This is a genomic window from Natrinema salifodinae (genome assembly GCF_900110455.1).
Lineage (GTDB): Archaea > Halobacteriota > Halobacteria > Halobacteriales > Natrialbaceae > Natrinema > Natrinema salifodinae.
Window position 1 is genome coordinate 448,383 of sequence record NZ_FOIS01000001.1, and the last position, 18,427, is coordinate 466,809.

The 18,427-nt window shown below is 68.1% G+C and carries 18 protein-coding genes; 8 read left to right on the top strand and 10 right to left on the bottom strand.

The features are described 5' to 3' along the window. Positions 1-8: 8 nt before the first annotated feature. Positions 9-815, bottom strand: a complete 807-nt coding sequence (locus BMY29_RS02030) for an NAD-dependent epimerase/dehydratase family protein (RefSeq protein WP_049991068.1) — start codon at positions 813-815, stop codon at positions 9-11. Positions 816-981: 166 nt separating this feature from the next. Beyond that, positions 982-2,007 carry an alcohol dehydrogenase catalytic domain-containing protein gene (locus tag BMY29_RS02035; RefSeq protein WP_049991069.1) on the bottom strand — a complete coding sequence of 342 codons (1,026 nt, stop codon included), beginning with the start codon at positions 2,005-2,007 and terminating at the stop codon, positions 982-984. A 130-nt stretch (positions 2,008-2,137) separates the two neighbouring features. Here BMY29_RS02035 and BMY29_RS02040 point away from each other — a divergent pair, with 130 nt between their 5' ends. Both BMY29_RS02040 and BMY29_RS02045 read left to right on the top strand, forming a co-directional pair. Then, the gene (locus BMY29_RS02040; protein WP_049991070.1) at positions 2,138-2,512 is read left to right on the top strand and encodes a 2Fe-2S iron-sulfur cluster-binding protein; all 375 of its coding nucleotides are present in this window, start codon (positions 2,138-2,140) and stop codon (positions 2,510-2,512) included. A gap of 66 nt (positions 2,513-2,578) precedes the next feature. Next, positions 2,579-3,025 (top strand): DCC1-like thiol-disulfide oxidoreductase family protein, encoded by a 447-nt coding sequence (locus tag BMY29_RS02045; RefSeq protein WP_049991071.1) that lies wholly within the window; start codon positions 2,579-2,581, stop codon positions 3,023-3,025. Between the two features lie 90 nt (positions 3,026-3,115). Here BMY29_RS02045 and BMY29_RS21645 read toward each other — a convergent pair whose 3' ends face one another. The 3 genes from BMY29_RS21645 to BMY29_RS02055 form a co-directional block, all read right to left on the bottom strand. Then, the gene (locus BMY29_RS21645; RefSeq protein ID WP_338141411.1) at positions 3,116-3,508 is read right to left on the bottom strand and encodes a cupredoxin domain-containing protein; all 393 of its coding nucleotides are present in this window, start codon (positions 3,506-3,508) and stop codon (positions 3,116-3,118) included. Positions 3,509-3,520: 12 nt separating this feature from the next. Next, the gene (locus BMY29_RS02050) at positions 3,521-4,525 is read right to left on the bottom strand and encodes a hypothetical protein (protein WP_049991073.1); all 1,005 of its coding nucleotides are present in this window, start codon (positions 4,523-4,525) and stop codon (positions 3,521-3,523) included. Positions 4,526-4,696: 171 nt separating this feature from the next. Then, positions 4,697-5,977, bottom strand: coding sequence for a DUF7405 family protein (locus BMY29_RS02055; protein WP_049991074.1), 1,281 nt, complete (start codon positions 5,975-5,977; stop codon positions 4,697-4,699). 185 nt (positions 5,978-6,162) lie between these two features. Here BMY29_RS02055 and dps point away from each other — a divergent pair, with 185 nt between their 5' ends. Both dps and BMY29_RS02065 read left to right on the top strand, forming a co-directional pair. After that, positions 6,163-6,825, top strand: a complete 663-nt coding sequence (gene dps / locus BMY29_RS02060; protein ID WP_049991075.1) for a DNA protection during starvation protein — start codon at positions 6,163-6,165, stop codon at positions 6,823-6,825. A gap of 139 nt (positions 6,826-6,964) precedes the next feature. Next, complete coding sequence (locus tag BMY29_RS02065) at positions 6,965-7,405, top strand: SRPBCC domain-containing protein (protein WP_049991120.1); 441 nt, start codon at positions 6,965-6,967, stop codon at positions 7,403-7,405. 32 nt (positions 7,406-7,437) lie between these two features. Here the strand turns inward: BMY29_RS02065 and BMY29_RS02070 are convergent, their stop codons facing one another. Then, on the bottom strand, positions 7,438-8,097 hold the full coding sequence (locus BMY29_RS02070; RefSeq protein WP_049991076.1) for an HAD family hydrolase: 660 nt from the start codon (positions 8,095-8,097) through the stop codon (positions 7,438-7,440). Positions 8,098-8,230: 133 nt separating this feature from the next. Here BMY29_RS02070 and BMY29_RS02075 point away from each other — a divergent pair, with 133 nt between their 5' ends. Then, the gene (locus tag BMY29_RS02075; RefSeq protein WP_049991077.1) at positions 8,231-9,787 is read left to right on the top strand and encodes an HTTM domain-containing protein; all 1,557 of its coding nucleotides are present in this window, start codon (positions 8,231-8,233) and stop codon (positions 9,785-9,787) included. A gap of 166 nt (positions 9,788-9,953) precedes the next feature. After that, positions 9,954-10,577, top strand: a complete 624-nt coding sequence (locus tag BMY29_RS02080; protein WP_049991078.1) for a DUF6735 family protein — start codon at positions 9,954-9,956, stop codon at positions 10,575-10,577. 1 nt (position 10,578) lies between these two features. On the opposite strand, the gene BMY29_RS02085 is transcribed toward BMY29_RS02080, so the two are convergent. Beyond that, positions 10,579-12,351 (bottom strand): MutS-related protein, encoded by a 1,773-nt coding sequence (locus tag BMY29_RS02085; RefSeq protein ID WP_049991079.1) that lies wholly within the window; start codon positions 12,349-12,351, stop codon positions 10,579-10,581. 216 nt (positions 12,352-12,567) lie between these two features. On the opposite strand from BMY29_RS02085, the gene purF reads away from it, so the two are divergent. Continuing rightward, positions 12,568-14,040 carry an amidophosphoribosyltransferase gene (gene purF / locus BMY29_RS02090; RefSeq protein WP_049991080.1) on the top strand — a complete coding sequence of 491 codons (1,473 nt, stop codon included), beginning with the start codon at positions 12,568-12,570 and terminating at the stop codon, positions 14,038-14,040. Positions 14,041-14,356: 316 nt separating this feature from the next. Here purF and BMY29_RS02095 read toward each other — a convergent pair whose 3' ends face one another. From BMY29_RS02095 to BMY29_RS02105, 3 genes are read right to left on the bottom strand one after another with little or no spacing between them, the layout of a single operon-like run. Beyond that, a complete protein-coding gene (locus BMY29_RS02095; RefSeq protein ID WP_049991081.1) occupies positions 14,357-15,322 on the bottom strand; it encodes a lysylphosphatidylglycerol synthase transmembrane domain-containing protein in 966 nt (321 codons plus the stop codon). Then, positions 15,319-16,005 carry a PHP domain-containing protein gene (locus BMY29_RS02100; RefSeq protein ID WP_049991082.1) on the bottom strand — a complete coding sequence of 229 codons (687 nt, stop codon included), beginning with the start codon at positions 16,003-16,005 and terminating at the stop codon, positions 15,319-15,321. Before BMY29_RS02100 ends, BMY29_RS02095 begins: the two co-directional genes overlap by 4 nt. Positions 16,006-16,036: 31 nt before the next feature. Next, entirely contained in the window at positions 16,037-16,951 is a 915-nt protein-coding gene (locus BMY29_RS02105) for a decaprenyl-phosphate phosphoribosyltransferase (protein ID WP_049991083.1), read from the bottom strand. A 381-nt stretch (positions 16,952-17,332) separates the two neighbouring features. Between BMY29_RS02105 and BMY29_RS02110 the strand changes: the two genes are divergently transcribed. Further along, the gene (locus BMY29_RS02110) at positions 17,333-18,424 is read left to right on the top strand and encodes an NAD-dependent epimerase/dehydratase family protein (RefSeq protein WP_049991084.1); all 1,092 of its coding nucleotides are present in this window, start codon (positions 17,333-17,335) and stop codon (positions 18,422-18,424) included. Positions 18,425-18,427: the final 3 nt, after the last annotated feature.

Here is an 18,427-nt window from a genome sequence, read left to right on the forward strand (position 1 = left end):
CGGAACCGTCAGGTCGTCTCGGGGCCGTCGCGACCGTTCGACTCGTCGCTCAGCACCGCTTCGGCGTTGTCCTGCGGTCGATACCCGAGTTCGAGCATGGTCTCGGACAGCGAGAGGAACCGCTCGGAATTATCGGAGATTCCGTGGGCGATCAGCGGCGTCGTCTCGAGCGTCGTCGTCGCGGCCGCGTTGAGCACCCGTCGGCAGTCCTCGGGACTGAGCCACATCGCGCGGGCGTACCGCTCGCCGGAGGCGTCCCGCTCCTCGCATTCCTGCCGGAGTTCGTCGCGGGTGAGCAGCCAGCCGATCCGCAGGTTGACCACGTCGAAGCCGTGGCGTTTCGCGTAGTACGATCCCATCGCCTCGCCGAAGACCTTCGTGACGCCGTAGTAGGTGTCGGGGTCCGCCGGACCGTCCGGTCTGACGATCCCCGGGTTCCCGACCGTCGACTCCGGTCGGATCCCCGAGACGGTGTTTTTCATGTTGACCGCGTGGTTCGAACTCGCGAAGACCACCCGCTCGAGGTTGTTCGCCGCCGCGGCCTCGAACGCGTTGTAGACCCCGTCGACGTTCGGCCCGCGGACCTCGTCCCACTCGGCCCGCGGCGACGGGTTGGCTGCCAGGTGGATCAGCACGTCCTGGCCGTCGAGCGCGTCGACGAACTGCTCGCGGTCGGTGATCTCGAGGGGCTCCGCGTCGAGATCCTCGGTCTCGCTGTGAGAGAAGAGGGTGAGGTCGTGATCGTCGTCAGGAAACGCGTCGATGGCCTCCCTGCCCACGTTGCCCGATGCGCCGGTGATGGCGATATCGGTCATACGGAATGGACAGCGAACGGCCGGAAATAGGTCGGGCCGGCGCGTTCCGGCCTGGGCGCGGCAGAACGAACCATCGGTGAATGCCGCGTAGCAACTGGTGGCGACGGAACTCCGAAAGCCCGACGGTAGTGAGACCTGCCGGCCGAAGCCCTCCGAATCGGCCCCGCTACGGCTCGACGACGATCTTTCCGACGCTCTCGCGGTCCCGCATCGCCGCGAAGGCCGCGTCGGTGTCCGCGAGCGAGTAGGTCTCGTCGATTTCCGGTCGCAGTCGGCCGTCGGCCGCGAGTTCGACGAGCCGACGCAGGTCGTCCTGGGTGCCCATCGTCGAGCCGACGACGCGCTTGTGGCCCAGGAAGAGATCGGGCACATCGATCGTCGACTCGTCGCCGGCCGTGCGACCGCAGATCACCATCGTCCCGCCGCGGCGCATGACCGCCTGGCCGAGCGCTGTGAACTCGCCGCCGAGGTGGTTGACGACCGCGTCGGGCGTCCCGATTTCCTCGACTTCCGCGCGGATCTCGTCGGTGTCGGCCGACTCGATGCCGTGATCCAGGCCGAGGTCGCGGACGCGGTCGAGTTTCTCGGGAGAGGAGGACGTCCCGATCGTCGTCGCGCCGAGGATATCGGCGAGCTGAATCGCCGCGACGCCGACGCCGCCGGTCGCGCCGGGAACGAAGACCAGGTCACCCGCGCCGACGTCGGCCCGCCGGAGCATGTGGAAGGCGGTCATGTAGGCCGTCGGGATCGCGGCGGCGGTCGTCGCGTCCACGTCGTCCGGCAGCGAGAGGAGTCGGTCGGCCTGAACGCTGGCGGTCTCGGCCAGGCCGCCGTGGTACAGCGAGAACCGCTCGCACATGTTCTCCGGGCCCTCGCGACAGAACCGGCAGGTGCCGCAGGTCTGATTCGGGCAAAGGAGGACCCTGTCGCCGGGCTCGACGCCGGTATCGGCGTCGGCGACATCGTCGCCGACCTCGCTTACGACGCCGGCCACGTCGAGCCCCGTGACGAACGGCAGGTCGTCGGCGTCGACCATCGCCGAATCGCCCTCGAGGATCCAGAGGTCGTGGCGGTTGATCGCGCAGGCCTCGACGTCGATCAGGGCCTCGCCCGGGCCAGGCTCGGGCTCGTCGCGGTCGATCACGCTCACTCCCTCGGGACCGATCAGTTCGGTGAAGACTGCGGCTCGCATCGGTTCCCGAGTGGGCTTCGAGCGCAAAGATCCTAGGGAAGGCGGCACCGAACGGGCGGTCCGGACGCCGGCCAGGCGGCTTGCGACCCGCCACCACAGCCCTTTTTCCCGATCGGCCGTACGTGTATCCGTGACCGATCCCACGACGTGGGACGTCGAACTTCGAATTCCCGCGGACGCCGACGTAGACGCCGCCGGCGAGTCCCGGACCATCGAGGTCGACGAGGACGAGTCGATCCTCGCGGCGGCCCGCGCGGCCGGCATCTGGCTGTCCGCGGACTGCCAGCAGGGGTGGTGTATCACCTGCGGCGCGAAACTCCTCGAGGGTGAGGTCGATCACAGTCGGGCCAAGCGATACTACCCGGAGGACGAGGCGGCGAACTTCGTGCTCACCTGCGTCGCGCGACCCCGTGCGGACTGCGTCATCGAGGTCGAACGGCACGACGAACTGCTCCGCCACCGCGCCGACCACGACAAGCCACCTGGCCGGTCGAAGCTCGGGTGAGGATCGATCGACGCGACCGGCGACTGCCCGCCGAACGTTTTCCGATTCGCCGTCGAACGAGCCCGTATGACGACGGCGGACCCGCAGTCGGAGTTCACCGGCATCCTGCTCTACGACGGCGACTGCCCGTTCTGCTCGGCGGCCTCGACCGCGATGCGCCAACTCGACAGCGTCGGCGTCGTGCCGTGGGACGATCCGGCGGCCCAGGCGTTCCTCGAGGCCCAGTTCGACGAGACGCCGTTCGCGCTCTTCTTCGCGGATATTGAGGCCGAGACAGTCTGGTCGGGCCGAGCCGCGGCGACCGAGCTGTGTAAGCGAGCCGGTATGCCGGTACTAGTCCAGGACATCGTCGACGGGAATTACGAGCAATTCGCGGACGCGATTCAGTCAGTGGTCGGCGCCGACCGCGAGCTCGATCCGTACCACGACGCGTATCCGATGGCCGACGACGCCGCGGCGCTGTTCGATCGCCTGGCGGCGAAGGGCGACCGGACGCACGTGCCGAACGCCTGACGCCTCGCCACCCGGTCCGAGTATCGACCGGTCGGAACCGTCGACCCGCCGTCAGCCCGGTCGCGGGCCGCACGAGCTATCGGCCGCCGGTCACTGCACGTCGATCTCTCCCCGCATCGAACTCGGGTGGATCTGGCAGTAGTACTCGGCCATCTCGTCCGTCGCCGTGAAGGTAACCGACTGGGTCGCCCCTTCCTCGCCGACCAGGTCCGTCGCGAGCAGGTCCGCACCGCTCTCGGCTTCGATCGCGAAATTGTGCTGGAGGCCGTCGCCGTTCTCCCAGACCAGCACGTACTCCGTTCCCGCGTCGAGCGTCAGCGTCGGGTTCTCCGTTTCCGAGACGTCGTCCGGCGTGACGCCCTGCCAGGCCGACGCGTCGCCGAGGAGCCTGACGTCCGCCTGCGCGTCGGTCCCCGCGTCGCCGTTGGCCGCTTGCTCCTCCCCGTCGCCGAACTCCCAGTCCGCGAACGGCCCCTCGACGATCTCGTCTTGCTCCTACATCGCGTGGATGAACGGCTGAGGCTCCCCGTTCGGGAGTTCGAACGCGGTCGGAACCGGCGCGTACTCCGGACCCTCGGGCGTCGGCCTGATCGGCAGGACCACGCCGTGAGTGTGGTGGCTCTGTCCCGCGATCGTGGTCTCCGGTTCGAGCGGCATCTCCTCGTCGAGAACCATCCGGTATCGCTCGTCGCGAACCGTCTGGGTCGTCATGAAGTGGATGACGCGGAACCCGTCCTCGGTGGCCAATTCGCCGTCGATGTGGACGTTTCCAACGCCCCAGGACGCGCCGTACGTGTACACCTTCGGAAACAGCGGCGAGCCGGTGCCCGTGACGCCGTGGAGCAGCCCGTCCGTCAACACGCCGCCGCCGGTTTCGTAGCCGGGGATCGGCGGTTGGACGACGTGGTCGTGCTCGAGTTCGTATTCGTTGCCCGCCGGATCGGTGAACTGCGCGTCGAACTCGATCGTCTCCGGTGTGTCGCCCGGCTCTCCGGGGAGATCGTACGGCCGTCGGTCCTCGTAGGTGACCTCGAACGCGCCGCTGGTCACCTCGGCGTCGTTGCTGTACGGCGTCGGTTCGGCGAGGCGCTGCTGTGCGATCGACTCCCCGTCTGACTCCTCGATCGGCTCGCGGGCCTCGTCGGGCGCGGCCACGAGGAACGGGAGGTCTTCGAGGAGTTGCGGAATCGCCTCGTCGAGCGGGGATGGAAACTCCTTCGCCTGGTCGATCCGCGCCTGCAGGTGTTCGGTCCCGTGCCGGGGGTTCTCGGCCGTCCCGAATACCGTCGGACTTAGCGGTCGTTCGCCGGGAAGCACCCAGTAGAAGGCGTTGCCCGGCTCCTGTCTGGCAGTAAGGGCCACTTCCGGATCGGTGCCGTCGTCGCCGTCGTCACCGTCGCCGCGGTCGTCCCGCGCCGCTCCGATTCCGGATGCGCCCGCGATGCTACCGATCGATGTCGCCGCCCCTAGTTCGAGGAAGCGCCGCCGTGAATGCGACATATGCTATCCTCCAACACGGCTCCCGATAAGATCACCCCGCTGATGCATCCGTCTCGAACAGCCATTGCACCGGAACGATCAACGGCGGAGAATCGATTTGCGAGCGACGGATCGCGGTAGAGCGGTTGTTCGACCCACCTGAATCACGGGCATCTCGGTCCGTTCTCGGGCTCACTCGGGCGTCGGCGTCGGGAGCGAGCGGTGTCGCCGCGGCGGCACGAGGTAGTTCGCCCGGTTGCGGACGCTGATGTACTGGAGGATGCCGTTGTTCGTCCGGGCGCCGACCGAGCCCTCGGTGAGATCGCTGCCGGTCATCGCGTCGCGGGTCGTCACGAAGTCGTCGATCGAGCGCTGCAGGGAGAGGAAGTGGACCGACGCTGCGTCGTCATCGGTCGAGTCGAAGTCCCGCCGCAGGACGATCGGCTCGCCGTCCTCGCGGGCGCGAGCGGCCTTCTGGGCGTGACCGACCGTCCCCTCGGTCCGGGCGTCCTCGGCCGCGTCCCCGCCGACTTCGGTCACGCGGCTCGAATCGCCGAGGTTGTGGCCGGCTCCCTCGACGAGGTCCTCCGCGGCGTGGGCCGGCGAGAACATCTTGGCCACGCGCTGGCCGCGACTGTCCTGTTCGTACCACTGGTGGAGGTGCAACTGCAGTTTCGAGAGGTGGATCGTCGTGCCGCCGGCGAACGGCCCCTCCCGAATCGTCACCCGGTCCTCGCTCGCCTGGGTCCGCTTGAAGCCGGACTTGAACCCCATGAACAGCGGCGCGTCCTCGGGAACGGGCTCGCTGTCGGGGATCCCGCTGACGCCCGCCTGGCGCTCCGCGGGAAGCCCGCGACCGATGAATCCCGTCCGGCGCTCGGCCACCTCGAAGACGCCTTCGACGGTGCCCTCGACCTCGACCCCGTTGAGTTCGTCGAGGTCGCCCTTCAGTGCCTCCTCGACGCTCAACGTGACGTGCCCGTAGTCGCTGGCGACGTGCACCAGCGCGTCGTACGCGTCGAGTTGCGGGTCCTCGAACGACGTGAGGGCTTCCGGGTCGGGGAGGTCGACCCCCTCGGGGAGGTCGTCGTCGAACCGGTCGAAGTACGACGGCCCGTAGCCGATCGCGAAGACCAGGCCCTCGTTGCCGCGCTTGTACGCGCGCTCGAGGGTTCGGAACGCGGCGTCGAGTTGCTCGCGCTCGCCGTCCGCGTCGGCCGGCCCGTCGCCGACGTAGTCGAGTCCGAGCAGGAGGTGATGCTGCGGGGGGTCGTCGTTCCCGTGGTCGTCCGTCGCGAGGAACTCGTTCCAGGCGTGCTGGCGGTCGGGCAGTTCGTCGAGGGCGAGGTCGGCCTGGGGGACGTCTTCCGTTTCCTCACGCTGGAGGCAGGCGGCGAGCGCGCCGGCACCGCCGACAGCGACGGCGTTTTTCACGAACGCGCGACGGGAGAGGCCGCGATCCGAGCCGGACATACGTGATTCTCGGGGACTGGCGACCAAGGGTATTGCGGTCCCAGCGATCCGGGCTGGTCGGATCGCGCGCCGTTTCCGACGGCGGCAAATCCGGCTTGAGAGCCGGACTATCGGCCTGTAACGTATAAATTCGCTCGACTGTACGCCAAGCTCTAAGTGCCGAGTGATGGGAGACAATCGGTGCGATGTCCGACGAGAAATCGCATGCTTCTGGAAACGTCGATGAAGGGGACACGAGCGAGCGCGTCGGAATGGCGGTCCTTCGCGAACGCGGCCTCGATCCCGAGGAACTGCGCGAGACATTGTTAGACGCTATCGGCGCCGAGTTCACGACCTACTACTACTATACGAACCTCCGAATGCACCTGGCCGGCCACGAGGACTACAAGGAGATCACCGAGGACGCCCGCCTCGAGGACCGGGCCCACTTCGAACTGGTCGCGCCGCGGGTGTACGAACTAGGCGGCCACCTGCCCAACGACATTCGCGACTTCGCCGACCGGGCGTCCTGCCCGGACGCGGAACTGCCGGTGCCGTACGACGACGAGGGCGGCCAGCTGGACGTCACCGAACTCACCGCCGAGGACGTCCTCGAGGTACTGCTCGAGGCCGAACGCTGCGCCATCCGCACCTGGTCCGAGGTCTGCGACATGACCCAGGGCGTCGACCCGCGCACCTACGACATGGCCCAGCGCATCCTCCAGGAGGAGATCGAACACGAGGCCTGGTTCGTCGAACTCCTCTCGATGGAGCGCGACGGCGAGATCAACCCGGCGGGCCACTTCGTCCGGGGCGAGCCGGGCGACGCGCCGCTCTCGACGAACCGGCGCTTCAACGACAGCGCGTAGATTGCCTGGCGGCTCGTCTGTTCGACCGTTCGAGCGCCTTCCGGCGGATCTGCGAGCCGCGCGACCCCCCGACGCCGCGAGCGTCGTCCTTGCGACGGTGAGCGGCAGAGCCATCCGGCTGCGGGTGCTACTCGGTCACGTGAACCAGGTCGAAGCTTTCGCCGAAATCGACGCGCCGCCCGAGACCGTCTGGGAGGTCCTCCTCGGGTTCGAGACCTATCCCGAGTGGGATCCGATCGAGCGGACGATCGAGGGCGTCGCGATCGACGTTCGGCGGGGACCGATCGAGCCGACCGATCCCAGCCGGTTCCTCGACGGGCCGATGGTCGTCGCCGTCGAGCCGAACCGACGGCTCGCCTGGCTCGACCGGTTCGTGCTCCCCTTCGCCTTCGACCGCTACCACGAGTTCCACCTCGAGCCGATCGACGACGGGCGGAGCACGCGACTGCTTCAGCGGGAGACCGTCCGGGGCGCGCTCGTCCCGCTGGTGTTCGACGAGACCCGCGTCGAACGGGCCTTCGTCGCGATGAACGAGGCGATCGCCGCTAGCGCGGAAGGCCTGGCGAGCGCGACTGCCTGACGGTTCGAGGCGGGTACCACGGGGACGGTCCGTCAGATCAGGTCGGGCAGCGCCTCGAGCGAGTCGATCTCGTGGGCCGGGTCGATCGAGAGTTCGTACTCCGAGCGGTGGCTGCGTCGGATGAACGCCGCGTCGATTCCGGCCGCGTCGGCGGCGGCGACGTCGACCCGGCTGTCGCCGACGAACAGCGGGTTCTCGACCCCGAGATCCGCGAGCGCCTGCTCGAGGTAGTACGGCGTCGGTTTCTTCCGTTCGATCCCCTCGAGCGTCGGTTCGCGACCGTACCAGACGTCGAACCCGTCGAACTCGCAGTGTTCGAGAATGTTTCCGATGGTCTCGTGCTGGTTGTTGCTGACGATCGCCGTCGACACCGACAGCGAGTCGAGCGTCGCGACGTCGTCGTACGGCCGCTTCCGGCCGGCTCGGAGCTCCGCGAGCTGGGCCGCGATCGCGGCCTCCTCGCGGGCGGTCCAGAGCTCGTCGGGATCGACGCCGTGCTCGGCCGCGACCCGGCGCAGCGAGGGGACGTCCGGGCCGAGAAGGGTGTCGACGTGCTCGGTCGACGGGTCCGAGACGCCGATCGCTTTGAAGGCCTCGCGCATCGCTGTTTCCAGTACCGTCCGATCCGTCGGCGTCGTCAACACGCCGTCGTTGTCGAAGATAACTGCGTCGTACGCCGTCCGCGTTCCCATGTAATCGCCGGTAGGACGCGGAGGGATTTCGGCGTTGCGCCCGCCGCGTACGAAATCGGGTTCTCGGACCGAAATAGAAGGGAAAACACTTATACGACGGTTGATAATTTGGCACCGATCCGACTGATCCGTCATGACTGCCGCCCGCACCGATCCGTCGACTGGCAGCGAATCGGCGCCGCTCGCGTCGCTTCGCCCGCGCCTCCGATCGCGGCTCGGGATCGATCCCCGCGCCCTGGGCGCCTTCCGGATCGGCCTGGCGCTCGTCCTCCTCGCCGACTTGCTCGTCCTTCGGCTGCCCGGCCTGGCCACCTTCTACACGGACGACGGGGTGCTCCCGCGGTCGGCCCTCGCTGAGACCTCCCCCGCGTTCGCGCGGTGGTCCCTCCACGCCCAATCGGGGTCGCTATGGGCGCAGGCCCTGCTGGTCGGGATTGCCGTCACCCTTGCCGGGTGCCTGCTCGTCGGCTACCGCTCCCGGTTCGCTGCGGTCGGCTCCGCGTTGCTGCTTGCGTCGTTGCACGCCCGGAATCCGTACCTGACAAACGGCGGCGATACGATCCTCGTCTCGCTGCTGTTCCTCGCGGCGTTTCTCCCGCTGGACGCCCGGTGGTCGCTCCGCGGGCGCCGACGGCGCGCGGGAAGCCAGGCGACCGCAGCCCCTCGCGCCGGCGACGCGACGCGCGGCGACGATCCCCGCGTCGTTTCGGCGGCGACCGCGACCGTTCTGTTACACGTCGCGATCATCTACGCGATCAATGCCGTCCTCAAGTTCCGAAGCGACGCCTGGTCGAGCGGCGTCGCCGTCCGGCGCATCTTCCAGCTCGAGGACTTCGTGTACCTGCTGGGTCCGACGGTCGCGGAGTTTCCAGGGCTGCTGACTGCGATCAACTGGCTCTGGACCGCGACCCTGTGTGCCGCGGTCCTGCTCGTGGTCGCGACCGACCGGCTCCGGGCCGCGACCGTCGCCGCCTTCGTCGGCGCCCACCTCGGAATGGCCGCGACGATGCGTCTAGGCGCCTTCCCGTTCGTCATGCTCGCCGCCCTGCTGTTGTACCTCCCGCCGCGGATCTGGGATCCGATCGATCGATCCGTCTCGGCGACCGCGCTCGCGGATCGAGTGGGTCGCCTGGCGGCAAAACCGGTTGCCGACGGCGCCGGAGCGGAAGGACCGGCGGCGCCGGACTCCGGTACCGACCGCTCGCGGCTCGTTCGGCGCGGCGGTCGACTCGCCGCGACGGTCCTGCTTACGTGTGTCCTCCTCGCCGTCGTGGGCTGGCAGGTCGCGGCCGCGGGCCTGGTCGACACCGCGCCGGCGGACGACGACGCGTTCGAGAGCGGCAGTTGGGCCTTTTTCGCGCCGAACCCGCCGGACTCCTACGCCTGGTACGTCGTCGAGGCCGATCGCGAGTCCGGAGACGCGGTCGACCTGGTCGACGGCGGGCCGGTCGAATTCGACCGGCCGCCGAACGCGATGGATCGGTATCCGTCGACGCTCTGGAAGCGGTTCGCAACGAAGGTGCAGGGAGGGGGCGACGCCCACCTCGAGCCGACGGCGGCGTACTTCTGCGAGCGTGCGCCCGCCGACGTCGAGTCAGTGACGATCCATCGTCTCGATCAGCCCGTCGACGCGAACGGGCCGGTCGGCGACCCGACCGCCGACGAACGCATCACCACTTCCTGCGGCTGACGGCGGCGGACGGCCGTCCACTGCGATCCGAGCCGTGTCCGTCGCGATGTCCCTCCTGTCCGGAGGTTCAAGTACGGAGGGGAGACCAGACCCCCCGTGACTCGCCATCCAGTACTGCGCTCGCGCACCGCGCACCTCGACCCGCGCCGTCCCGATCGGGTGGACGATGGGCCATAGAGCCCTCGTCGCCTACCGGCGACCCGACTCCCTCTACGATCTGCGGTACAGCCACTGGGGCGGCGAGGATCTCACCCTCGCGGACGAAATCACCGGCACGACCCCGCTAGCCGACGGCGCGATCGAGGGAGCCTTGCTCGCGGGCTCGATCACCCGCGATCGGATCCTGACGGACCATCTCGATCCCTGCGTTCACGAGGCGCTGTACCTCGTCGATCCGGCGGCCGACTACGCGGTCGACGCCTTCCGAGTCTGCTGGCTCGAATGGGGCGACGGTCGCGACGGCGGCCGCGGCGCGCTCGTCGCGACCGATCCGGACGAGGACCGTCGGCTTCGGATCTGGTTTCGCGCGACGAAGACCGCGCTGGCGGACATCATCGAGATGGGCGCCCTCTCGCGGCGGGCCGCTCAGTCCTATCTCGAAGCCCGCGTCTGTGAGGAGGAGCAGGGAACGGTCTACACGTACACGGAGTCGCTCGCGGACGGAACCGGCGACGGAGGCGGCGGCTATACGCCCACGCCGGACCGCTGGATCGAACCCGAGCGCCAGACAGACGTAGAGCGCGACGACGAGCCCGACGGAGCCGGCGGGATCGGCGCCGGCGACCCGTGACTCAGTTCTCGTTCCAGCGAGCGTCGGCGAGTGTCCGCTGGACGGCCTCGTCGCCGACGGCCTCCGCCAGCGTCCCGAACCCGGCCCGCTCGCTCCGATCGCCCGCGTTCGCGACGAGCCGCGAGACGATGAACTCCGGTGTCGAGCGGCCCACCGTGTCGAACCGGGGCTGGTAGTCGACGAGCAGTTCCAGTTCGGGGTTCAGCCCCTCCGCGAAGATGCCGTCGACCCGCGCCTCGGGCGGTAGGGGCTCCAGATCGTCCGCGAGGTGGGTGACGAACACGCCCAGGGCGTCCCGGTCGACGGCGAGCGTGACGAGCCCGTGCAACAGATCCGCCGCACTACCGGGTTCGGTGATCGCCTCGAACTCGTCGACCAGCGTCAGCGTGCGCCCGCCCGAGGACAGCGGCGGGACGATCGACCGCAGCGTCGACTCGAGGACGCCGGCGTTGAAACTCGCGTGCCGGCGGTGGAAGACCAGCGAGTCGACGGGCGTCACCTCGGCGCGGTCGGCCGGCACCGGCAGCCCCATCGTCGCGAGCAAGACGACCTGGCACAGCGTCTCGAGCAGGGTCGTCTTCCCGCCGCTGTTGGCGCCGGTCAGGACCGTTACGCGCTCCTCGCCCGGCACCGAGTCGACGTCGGCCGGCACGCTCGTCACGCCGTGCTCGCCGATCGCGTAGGTGACGGGCTGGACGGAATCGTCGTCGCGTGCCGCGAGTGTGAGATTGCGCGCGTTGACGACGGACACTGCAGCGTCATCGTCGTCCACGAAGGTCGGACGAGTGCAGTCGTACGCCAGTGCGAACCGAGCCAGCGAGAGGTGGAAGGCGATGTCGTCGACCGCTTCGACGGCTCGGTCGACCGCGTCGCGAGCCGCTTCCAGCGTTTCCCGAAATTCGCTCGCGACGGCCGCCTCGCGCTCGTCGACCGCCTCGGTGAGGTCGCTCCGGAGCGTCCGCAGCGTGCCGCCGACGAAGTCGGTCGCGTCCGTCGCGTCGGTCGGCATCGCGTCGCGCACCCGATCGATCGTCACATCCGTTTCGCTCAGGAGGTGGTCCTCGAAGGCCTGGCGAAAGCCCTCGACGTCGCGGACGCCCTCCGAACGGAGGTCCTCGATCAGTTCGAGGGCGTCGGCGTCCATGTCCTCGACGGCGCCCAGCGTGGCCCGCAGTCGGTCGAGTTCCTCGTCGGCGCCCTCGCGGACTCGGTCGCCGTCGAGCGCCGAAAGCGCCGCGGCCGCGTCTTCGAGGCGGTTCCGCTCTAAGCCTGCGATCGCGGCGAACGGCCCCGAGTCGACGCCCGCGTCGAGCAGCGCCAGGGCGGCCTCGACGGCGGCGCGCTCGCTCCCGTCGCGCTCGTCGTAGCGCTCGTAGGCGTCGAGGACGGCCTCCCGGTCCTCGTCCGCGAGGGTCGACCAGGCGTCCCTGGCCGCGAGGACGTCGTCGAGTCGATCGTTCATCTCGTCGCGGCGCTCCAGCGGAGTGAGCACGCGGATCCGGTCGGCCGCGCGCCGCGTGACGGCGTGGTCGACCGCGAGAGCTAGCAGTTCCTTGTACGCCGATCGGGCGTCGCCGGTCGCCAGGACGTCCATACCCGCGCCGCCGGTCGCTCGGCGCAGGATGCGCGTCGCGCGGCCGCGGGCGAGTCCGGCATCCGCGAGCGCCCGGACGTTCTCGGTTTCGATCGCTCGAATCGCCCGCTCCCGGCCCAGTTCTTCGACCAGCGTTTCCCGCGTCTTCGGGCCGACCCCCCAGTACTCCTCGAGTCGCATACCCGTTGGGTTCGAGCCGACCGTCTTGAACACTGTGTCATCGCTCGTCGGGCGCGCAGCGGACACCGTACGATTCCACAGTAAGTATGCACGAATGTGTGTAAGATTTGGATTCGAACGCGGCTATAGGAGCACAAACACGGGGATTTTTATCGCCGCGGCGCCCTACTGACTTCCATGACTGATGGGCGGGGCGAGACTCCCCGGCGAACAGGAATGACCGAAAAGTGCGGCGTCGTCGGCGTCTCACTGAACGGTCGAGACGCGGCACGACCGTTGTATTATGCGCTCTACGCACTCCAGCACCGCGGTCAGGAGTCCGCGGGGATCGTCACCCACGACGGCTTCCAGCAGCACAGCCACGTCGAGATGGGCCTGGTGGGCGACGCCTTCGGTGAGGACGACCTCGACGCGCTCAACGGGGCGGCGGGGATCGGCCACGTCCGGTATCCGACGGCCGGCTCGGTCGACTCCTCGTGCGCCCAGCCGTTCTCCGTCTCCTTCAAGAGCGGCTCGCTGGGGCTCTCCCACAACGGCAACCTCGTCAACGCCGACGAGATCCGCGACGAACTCGCCGCCGCGGGCCACGCCTTCACCAGCGACGGCGACACCGAGGTCATCGCCCACGACCTCGCGCGCAACCTCTTAGAGGAGGACCTGGTGCGGGCCGTCAAACACACGATGGGGCGGATCCACGGCTCCTACTCGCTGACGATCAGCCACGACGACACCATCCTCGGCGTGCGCGATCCGCAGGGGAACCGCCCGCTCTGTATCGGGGAGCTCGAGGACGGCTACATACTGGCCTCCGAGTCGGCCGCGATCGACACGTTAGACGGGGACCTCGTCCGCGACGTTCGCCCCGGCGAGCTGGTCGTCCTGCGAGACGACGGCCAGGGCTTTGACTCCTACCAGCTCGTCGAAAACGAGAACACCGCCCACTGCTTCTTCGAACACGTCTACTTCGCCCGCCCCGACAGCGTCATCGACGAGACGCTGGTCTACGAGGCCCGGCGGAACCTCGGGCGCAAGCTCTGGGAGGAAAGCGGCGTCGAGACCGACGTCGTGATGCCGGTACCCGACTCCGGTCGGGCGTTCGCCTCCGGCTACGCGGACGCGGCAAGCGAGACGACCGCCGACGGCGAGCCCCGCGACGCCGACGACGACGGCGTCGAGTTCGCCGAGGGGCTGATGAAGAACCGCTACGTCGGCCGGACGTTCATCATGCCGACTCAGGATGAACGCGAGCGCGCGGTGCGGCTGAAGCTCAACCCGATCAAGTCCACGATCGAGGGCAAGACCGTCACCGTCATCGACGACTCGATCGTCCGCGGGACGACCTCGACCCAGCTCGTCCAGCTGCTGAAAGACTGCGGGGCCGAGGAAGTCCACGTCCGGATCGGCGCGCCGGCGATCGTCGCCCCCTGTTACATGGGCATCGACATGGCCACCCGCGAGGAACTGATCGCTTCCGACAAGTCCACCGACGAGATCCGCGACGCGATCAGCGCCGACAGCCTGGCCTACCTCTCGACCGACGCGGTCGCCGAGGTGCTCGACGAGGAGCGGATCGACCTCTGTCTGGGCTGCGTGACGGGTGAGTACCCCTACGACATCGAGGGCGAGGCGACCGATCGCGACGTGAGCCGACCCGACGTCGGCGACCGGCAGCTCCCCGCGGACGACTAATCTAACGCGTTCGGAGGCCGGTCCGCCGTTCGATCGCGTCGCGCTCGCGTTCTTCGTTCTCGAGGGAATTCCGCCGAGCGGTAGACCGCGGTAGCCGTCGGTCCAAGCGGCGCTCGGTGGCGCCGCTCGGCGGGCGAAACGCGAAACGAAGTGGAGTAGGGTGGAGTGGGGTGGGGTTGGGACGGTGGTGGTATCCCGGGTAGGGGTTCGGACGCAATGCCGGGTCCGCTATCACGGAGCCGTCCGCAGTATTACTACCAGAATCCATCAGATAATACTACTCCCAAAATCATTTGGATGTGTCGAATGGTGGCAATCAGCGCGTCGCTTTGTACGCGAGGAAAACCGCCGTGCCGAGCGCCGCGGCGTACCACAGCGTTCCGACGCGGATGACCATCGTGGCGCCGGCGGCGACGGGTTCGGGATACCCAACCGCGATCAGCGCGCCGACCATCGACGCCTCCGCCGCTGCGATCCCGCCGGGGAGCATCGACACCGCGCCGATGACCGACCCGAGCCCGAAGACGAACAGGCCGGTCGTGACGTCCGCTTCGACGCCGAACCCGTCGAGTACCACCCACAGCGCGACCCCCTCCAGCCCCCACGCAGCGAGGCTGAACAGCGTCGAGACGATCAGTGGCCGGACCTGAAACAGTCGATACGCGCTCTCGTAGAACTGCTCCAGTTCGGTCGCGTAGTCGCCGACGACCGGGACCGCTTCGAGCCGTTCGAGGATCGCCAGGCAGCCCCGTCGCCACTGAAGCAGACCGATCCCGGTCGCGATGGCGCCGAAAACGACGATGATGGGAAGCGACGAGCGACCGTACCCCAACAGTCCGAGCGCGGCCATCGCGCTCAGCGCGATGAGGTCCGTGATCCGCTCGGCGCCGACGACGGAGGTGGTCTTGCTCGCGGACACGCCGCGCTGATCGCGGAGAAACCACGCCTTCCAGACCTCCCCGGCCTTGCCCGGCGTGACGACCATCATCAGGCCGCTAAAGAAGGTGACGGCGCTCGCATCGAGCGGAACGTCGATGTCGAGACACCGGAGGTAGTAGTGCCACTTGGCGAATCGGAACCCGTAGCCGACGGTCGTCAAGCCGACGACGATCGCGAACGTTCGCCAGTTCAGGGCGGCCAGGGCGTTCGTCACGTCGCCGACGTCCGCGTAGACAGCGAGACCGAGGAAGACGACGACCGAGAGCAGTGCTGTCACCCAGATGCCGTGGTCGCGGACGGCCGCTCGCCCACGATCGACGACGGATTCGCCGTAATTGCTCATCGTCGCGGGGATCCCTCCGACCTGAAGGGTTCGACGGCGCGACCGGCGGCGGTGCGGACCTGGTGGAGTTTCGTCGCGACGTGCCCCGAGAGGTACCGTCCGCGACCGCCAGGCCGGACGCGGCCGTCGCGCAGGGCGTCCGCGAGCGATCCGTCACCGTCGATACAGGTGTACGCGCGACCGACCTCCATCGGAAAGTGGGCGTCGCTCCCGCCGGTCGACGGCAGGTCGTGAGCAGCCGCGAACGCCGCCGCGCGCTCGTTGAACCGCCGGCGGACACAGCGGGAGTTCACCGTTTCGACCCCGTCGACGGCGTCGGCGAGGGCGTCGAGGTCCGTCTCGTAGTACTGTCGTAGCGCGTCGAACGGGTGCGAGAGGACGGCGACGCCGCCCTGGTCGTGAACGCGGTCGACCGCTGTCAGCGGGTCGGTCTGAGGCGGCGCCTCGGTCACGTCGAGTGCCAGGAGGTGCCCTTCGGTCGTCGTCACCTCGACCCCGGAGATCACCTCGAGGGCGGCCGGTGCGGCGTCCCGAACGGCGTCGACGTTGGCGAGCGTGTCGTGGTCGGTGATCGCGATGCCGTCGAGTCCGGCGTCGACCGCCGCTGAGACGACGCGCTCGGGTGGCGTGCTCGAACAGGGCGAGGCGTCCGTGTGTACCTGGAGATCGTATCTGCGTGTCATTGTGGGTTCGGCGCGGCGTAGCGTGCGAGTCTCACGTGATCGTTTCGAGAAGTCGGAGCGGCACCTCGTAAAGGACCGCGATGACGACGAAGCCCCAGACGACGAGGTTGACGAGAAACGGGCGGTCGCCAAAGAGGTACTTCGGGTCGCCGCCCAGGTCTCGCGTGTGGGCGAGGTGGTGATAGCGGAAGGCCGCGAAAAAGGCGAACGGGAGCGTGACCATCATCCACGGGCCGTCCCCGTAGAACGTGTACAACGAGTAGGAGACGAGCAGCGCCGAGAGGACGGCGACGAGCAACTGGTCGAGCGTCTCCTCGGTGTACTCGTCGAGGCTGGAGCGCGACGCGGCCGGATCATCGCTGACGATCATCTCGTGGCGGCGTTTGCCGAGCGCGAGCATCAGCGCCGCGAGGAACGTACAGACGACGAGCCAGGGGCTCAGGGAGACGTCGATGGCGACGACGCCCGCGATAGCCCGCAGGACGAACCCGATGGCGATGACCATCACGTCGACGAGGACGACCTCCTTCAAGAACGCGGAGTAGAGCGCGTTCTGTACGATATACGTGCAGACGACGAGGAGGAACAGCGGACCGAGGTACCAGGCGAGGGCGAGCCCGCCGACGAAGAGCAGGATCGCGAACGCCGCCGCCACGGGGATCGGAACCTGGCCGCTGGCGATGGGTCGGTGTTTCTTCTGCGGATGGTTGCGATCCTCCTCGACGTCGAGGATGTCGTTGCCGATGTACGTCGCGCCCGCGATGACGCAGAACGCGACAATCCCGAGGGCGACGCTCGCGACGGCGACCGGATCGAGCAGGCTCTTGGAGAAGATTAGCCCCAACAGCAGGATGCTCTGTTTGTACCACTGCCAGGGTCGCAACTCCTTGACCAGGCCGGAGAGGGCACCCGCGAGCCGGCTCTGGTCGGCATAGGCGCGGGACATCTCTGTCTCTCCACCCCTAGGACGGACAAAAAAGGCTCGCGCTCGCTTTCAACCATTTTACGATCGTTTGGTATCGCGAAACGGCACGAGCCGACGAGCGGCCGCCCGCTTCTCGCCGAAGGGTGCCCGATCCGAGCGAAACCGGGCGGGCAGAAACGCCGGTCGGTGACCCGCCCGCTACGGCACCGACTAGCACTTCGCCAGTGGGCTCTTTCCCTCGCTCCGCCCGTTCGATGCGGCTCTCGACCCGGATCCGATTTCGAATTCGGCTCGCCGTAATCACTCCGTTCCGCGTCGGTAGGCCGAACAACCATCCGTTTAGGGCCGGTTAACCGTCGATACACTATTGAAGCGCTGCGTCGACGTTCGGCTGATATTACGATGAGCGATAGCGAGCGCACGAGCGACGACTCGACCGGTGCCGTTCTCGTTACGGGGGGGACCGGATTCCTCGGCCTCCACGCGTGCCAGCACTTCCGCGATCGGGGCTGGGACGTCACCGCGTTCGACCGCAAGCCCTTCGAGGAGTCGGACGACACGGACGGAATCGACTTCGTCCGGGGAGACGTCCGGAGCGAGGAGTCCGTGGCCGACGCGCTCGAGGAGAGCGGCGCCACCGCCGTCGTGCACGCGGCGGCCGCGCTCCCGCTGTGGGACGACGACCGCATCCGCGAGACGACGATCGACGGAACGCGCAACGTGCTCTGGGCGGCCAAAGACGGCGGCGTCGAGCGCGTCTGTTACATCTCCTCGACCGCGGTTTACGGGACCCACGATACGCATCCTATCACCGAGGAGTCGCCTCTAGAGGGCGTCGGACCCTACGGCGAGGCCAAGATCCAGGCCGAGAAGGTCTGCGAGGACTTCCGTCGCATGGGGATGTGCGTTCCCGTCCTCCGCCCGAAGACGTTCATCGGCCCGCAGCGGCTCGGCGTGTTTCAGGTGTTGTTCGACTGGATCGAAGACGGCGCGAACGTCCCGCTCGTCGGCTGGGGAGACAACCGCTACCAGCTACTGCACGTCCACGACCTCGTCACCGCCATCGAACTGATGCTCACCGAGGACGAGGAGGCGGTAAACGAGACGTTCAACGTCGGCACCGACGAGTTCGGCACCATGAAGGAGGACTTCCAGGCCCCGATCGACTACGCGGGGACGGGCAAGCGCACCATCGGAACGCCCGCCGTCCTCACGGTCACGGTTCTCCGCGCGCTCGAGAAGCTGAACCTCTCCCCGCTGTACCCGTGGGTCTACGAGACGGCCCACGAGGACTCGTACGTCTCCGTCGAGAAACTGAAGGGCCTCGGCTGGGAGCCCGAGTACTCCAACGAAGAAGCGCTCGTAGAGACGTACAAGTGGTATCTAGAGAACTACGAGTCCGACCAGGCGGCCGACGAGACTGGCCTCGATCACCGCGTCGCGTGGGATCAAGGTGCCCTCGTCGCCGCGAAGAAAGTCTCACAGCGGATCTGACCG

Bases quoted from the DNA above. Each gene is read 5' to 3' on its own strand.
- BMY29_RS02070 (WP_049991076.1), bottom strand. From the start codon at position 8,097: ATGGGAACGCGGACGGCGTACGACGCAGTTATCTTCGACAACGACGGC.
- BMY29_RS02050 (WP_049991073.1), bottom strand. From the start codon at position 4,525: ATGTCGCATTCACGGCGGCGCTTCCTCGAACTAGGGGCGGCGACATCG.
- BMY29_RS02035 (WP_049991069.1), bottom strand. From the start codon at position 2,007: ATGCGAGCCGCAGTCTTCACCGAACTGATCGGTCCCGAGGGAGTGAGC.
- dps (WP_049991075.1), top strand. From the start codon at position 6,163: ATGTCCGACGAGAAATCGCATGCTTCTGGAAACGTCGATGAAGGGGAC.
- BMY29_RS02105 (WP_049991083.1), bottom strand. From the start codon at position 16,951: ATGTCCCGCGCCTATGCCGACCAGAGCCGGCTCGCGGGTGCCCTCTCC.
- BMY29_RS02100 (WP_049991082.1), bottom strand. From the start codon at position 16,005: ATGACACGCAGATACGATCTCCAGGTACACACGGACGCCTCGCCCTGT.
- BMY29_RS02095 (WP_049991081.1), bottom strand. From the start codon at position 15,322: ATGAGCAATTACGGCGAATCCGTCGTCGATCGTGGGCGAGCGGCCGTC.
- BMY29_RS02075 (WP_049991077.1), top strand. From the start codon at position 8,231: ATGACTGCCGCCCGCACCGATCCGTCGACTGGCAGCGAATCGGCGCCG.
- BMY29_RS02110 (WP_049991084.1), top strand. From the start codon at position 17,333: ATGAGCGATAGCGAGCGCACGAGCGACGACTCGACCGGTGCCGTTCTC.
- BMY29_RS02085 (WP_049991079.1), bottom strand. From the start codon at position 12,351: ATGCGACTCGAGGAGTACTGGGGGGTCGGCCCGAAGACGCGGGAAACG.
- BMY29_RS02055 (WP_049991074.1), bottom strand. From the start codon at position 5,977: ATGTCCGGCTCGGATCGCGGCCTCTCCCGTCGCGCGTTCGTGAAAAAC.
- BMY29_RS02030 (WP_049991068.1), bottom strand. From the start codon at position 815: ATGACCGATATCGCCATCACCGGCGCATCGGGCAACGTGGGCAGGGAG.
- BMY29_RS02080 (WP_049991078.1), top strand. From the start codon at position 9,954: ATGGGCCATAGAGCCCTCGTCGCCTACCGGCGACCCGACTCCCTCTAC.
- BMY29_RS02045 (WP_049991071.1), top strand. From the start codon at position 2,579: ATGACGACGGCGGACCCGCAGTCGGAGTTCACCGGCATCCTGCTCTAC.
- purF (WP_049991080.1), top strand. From the start codon at position 12,568: ATGACCGAAAAGTGCGGCGTCGTCGGCGTCTCACTGAACGGTCGAGAC.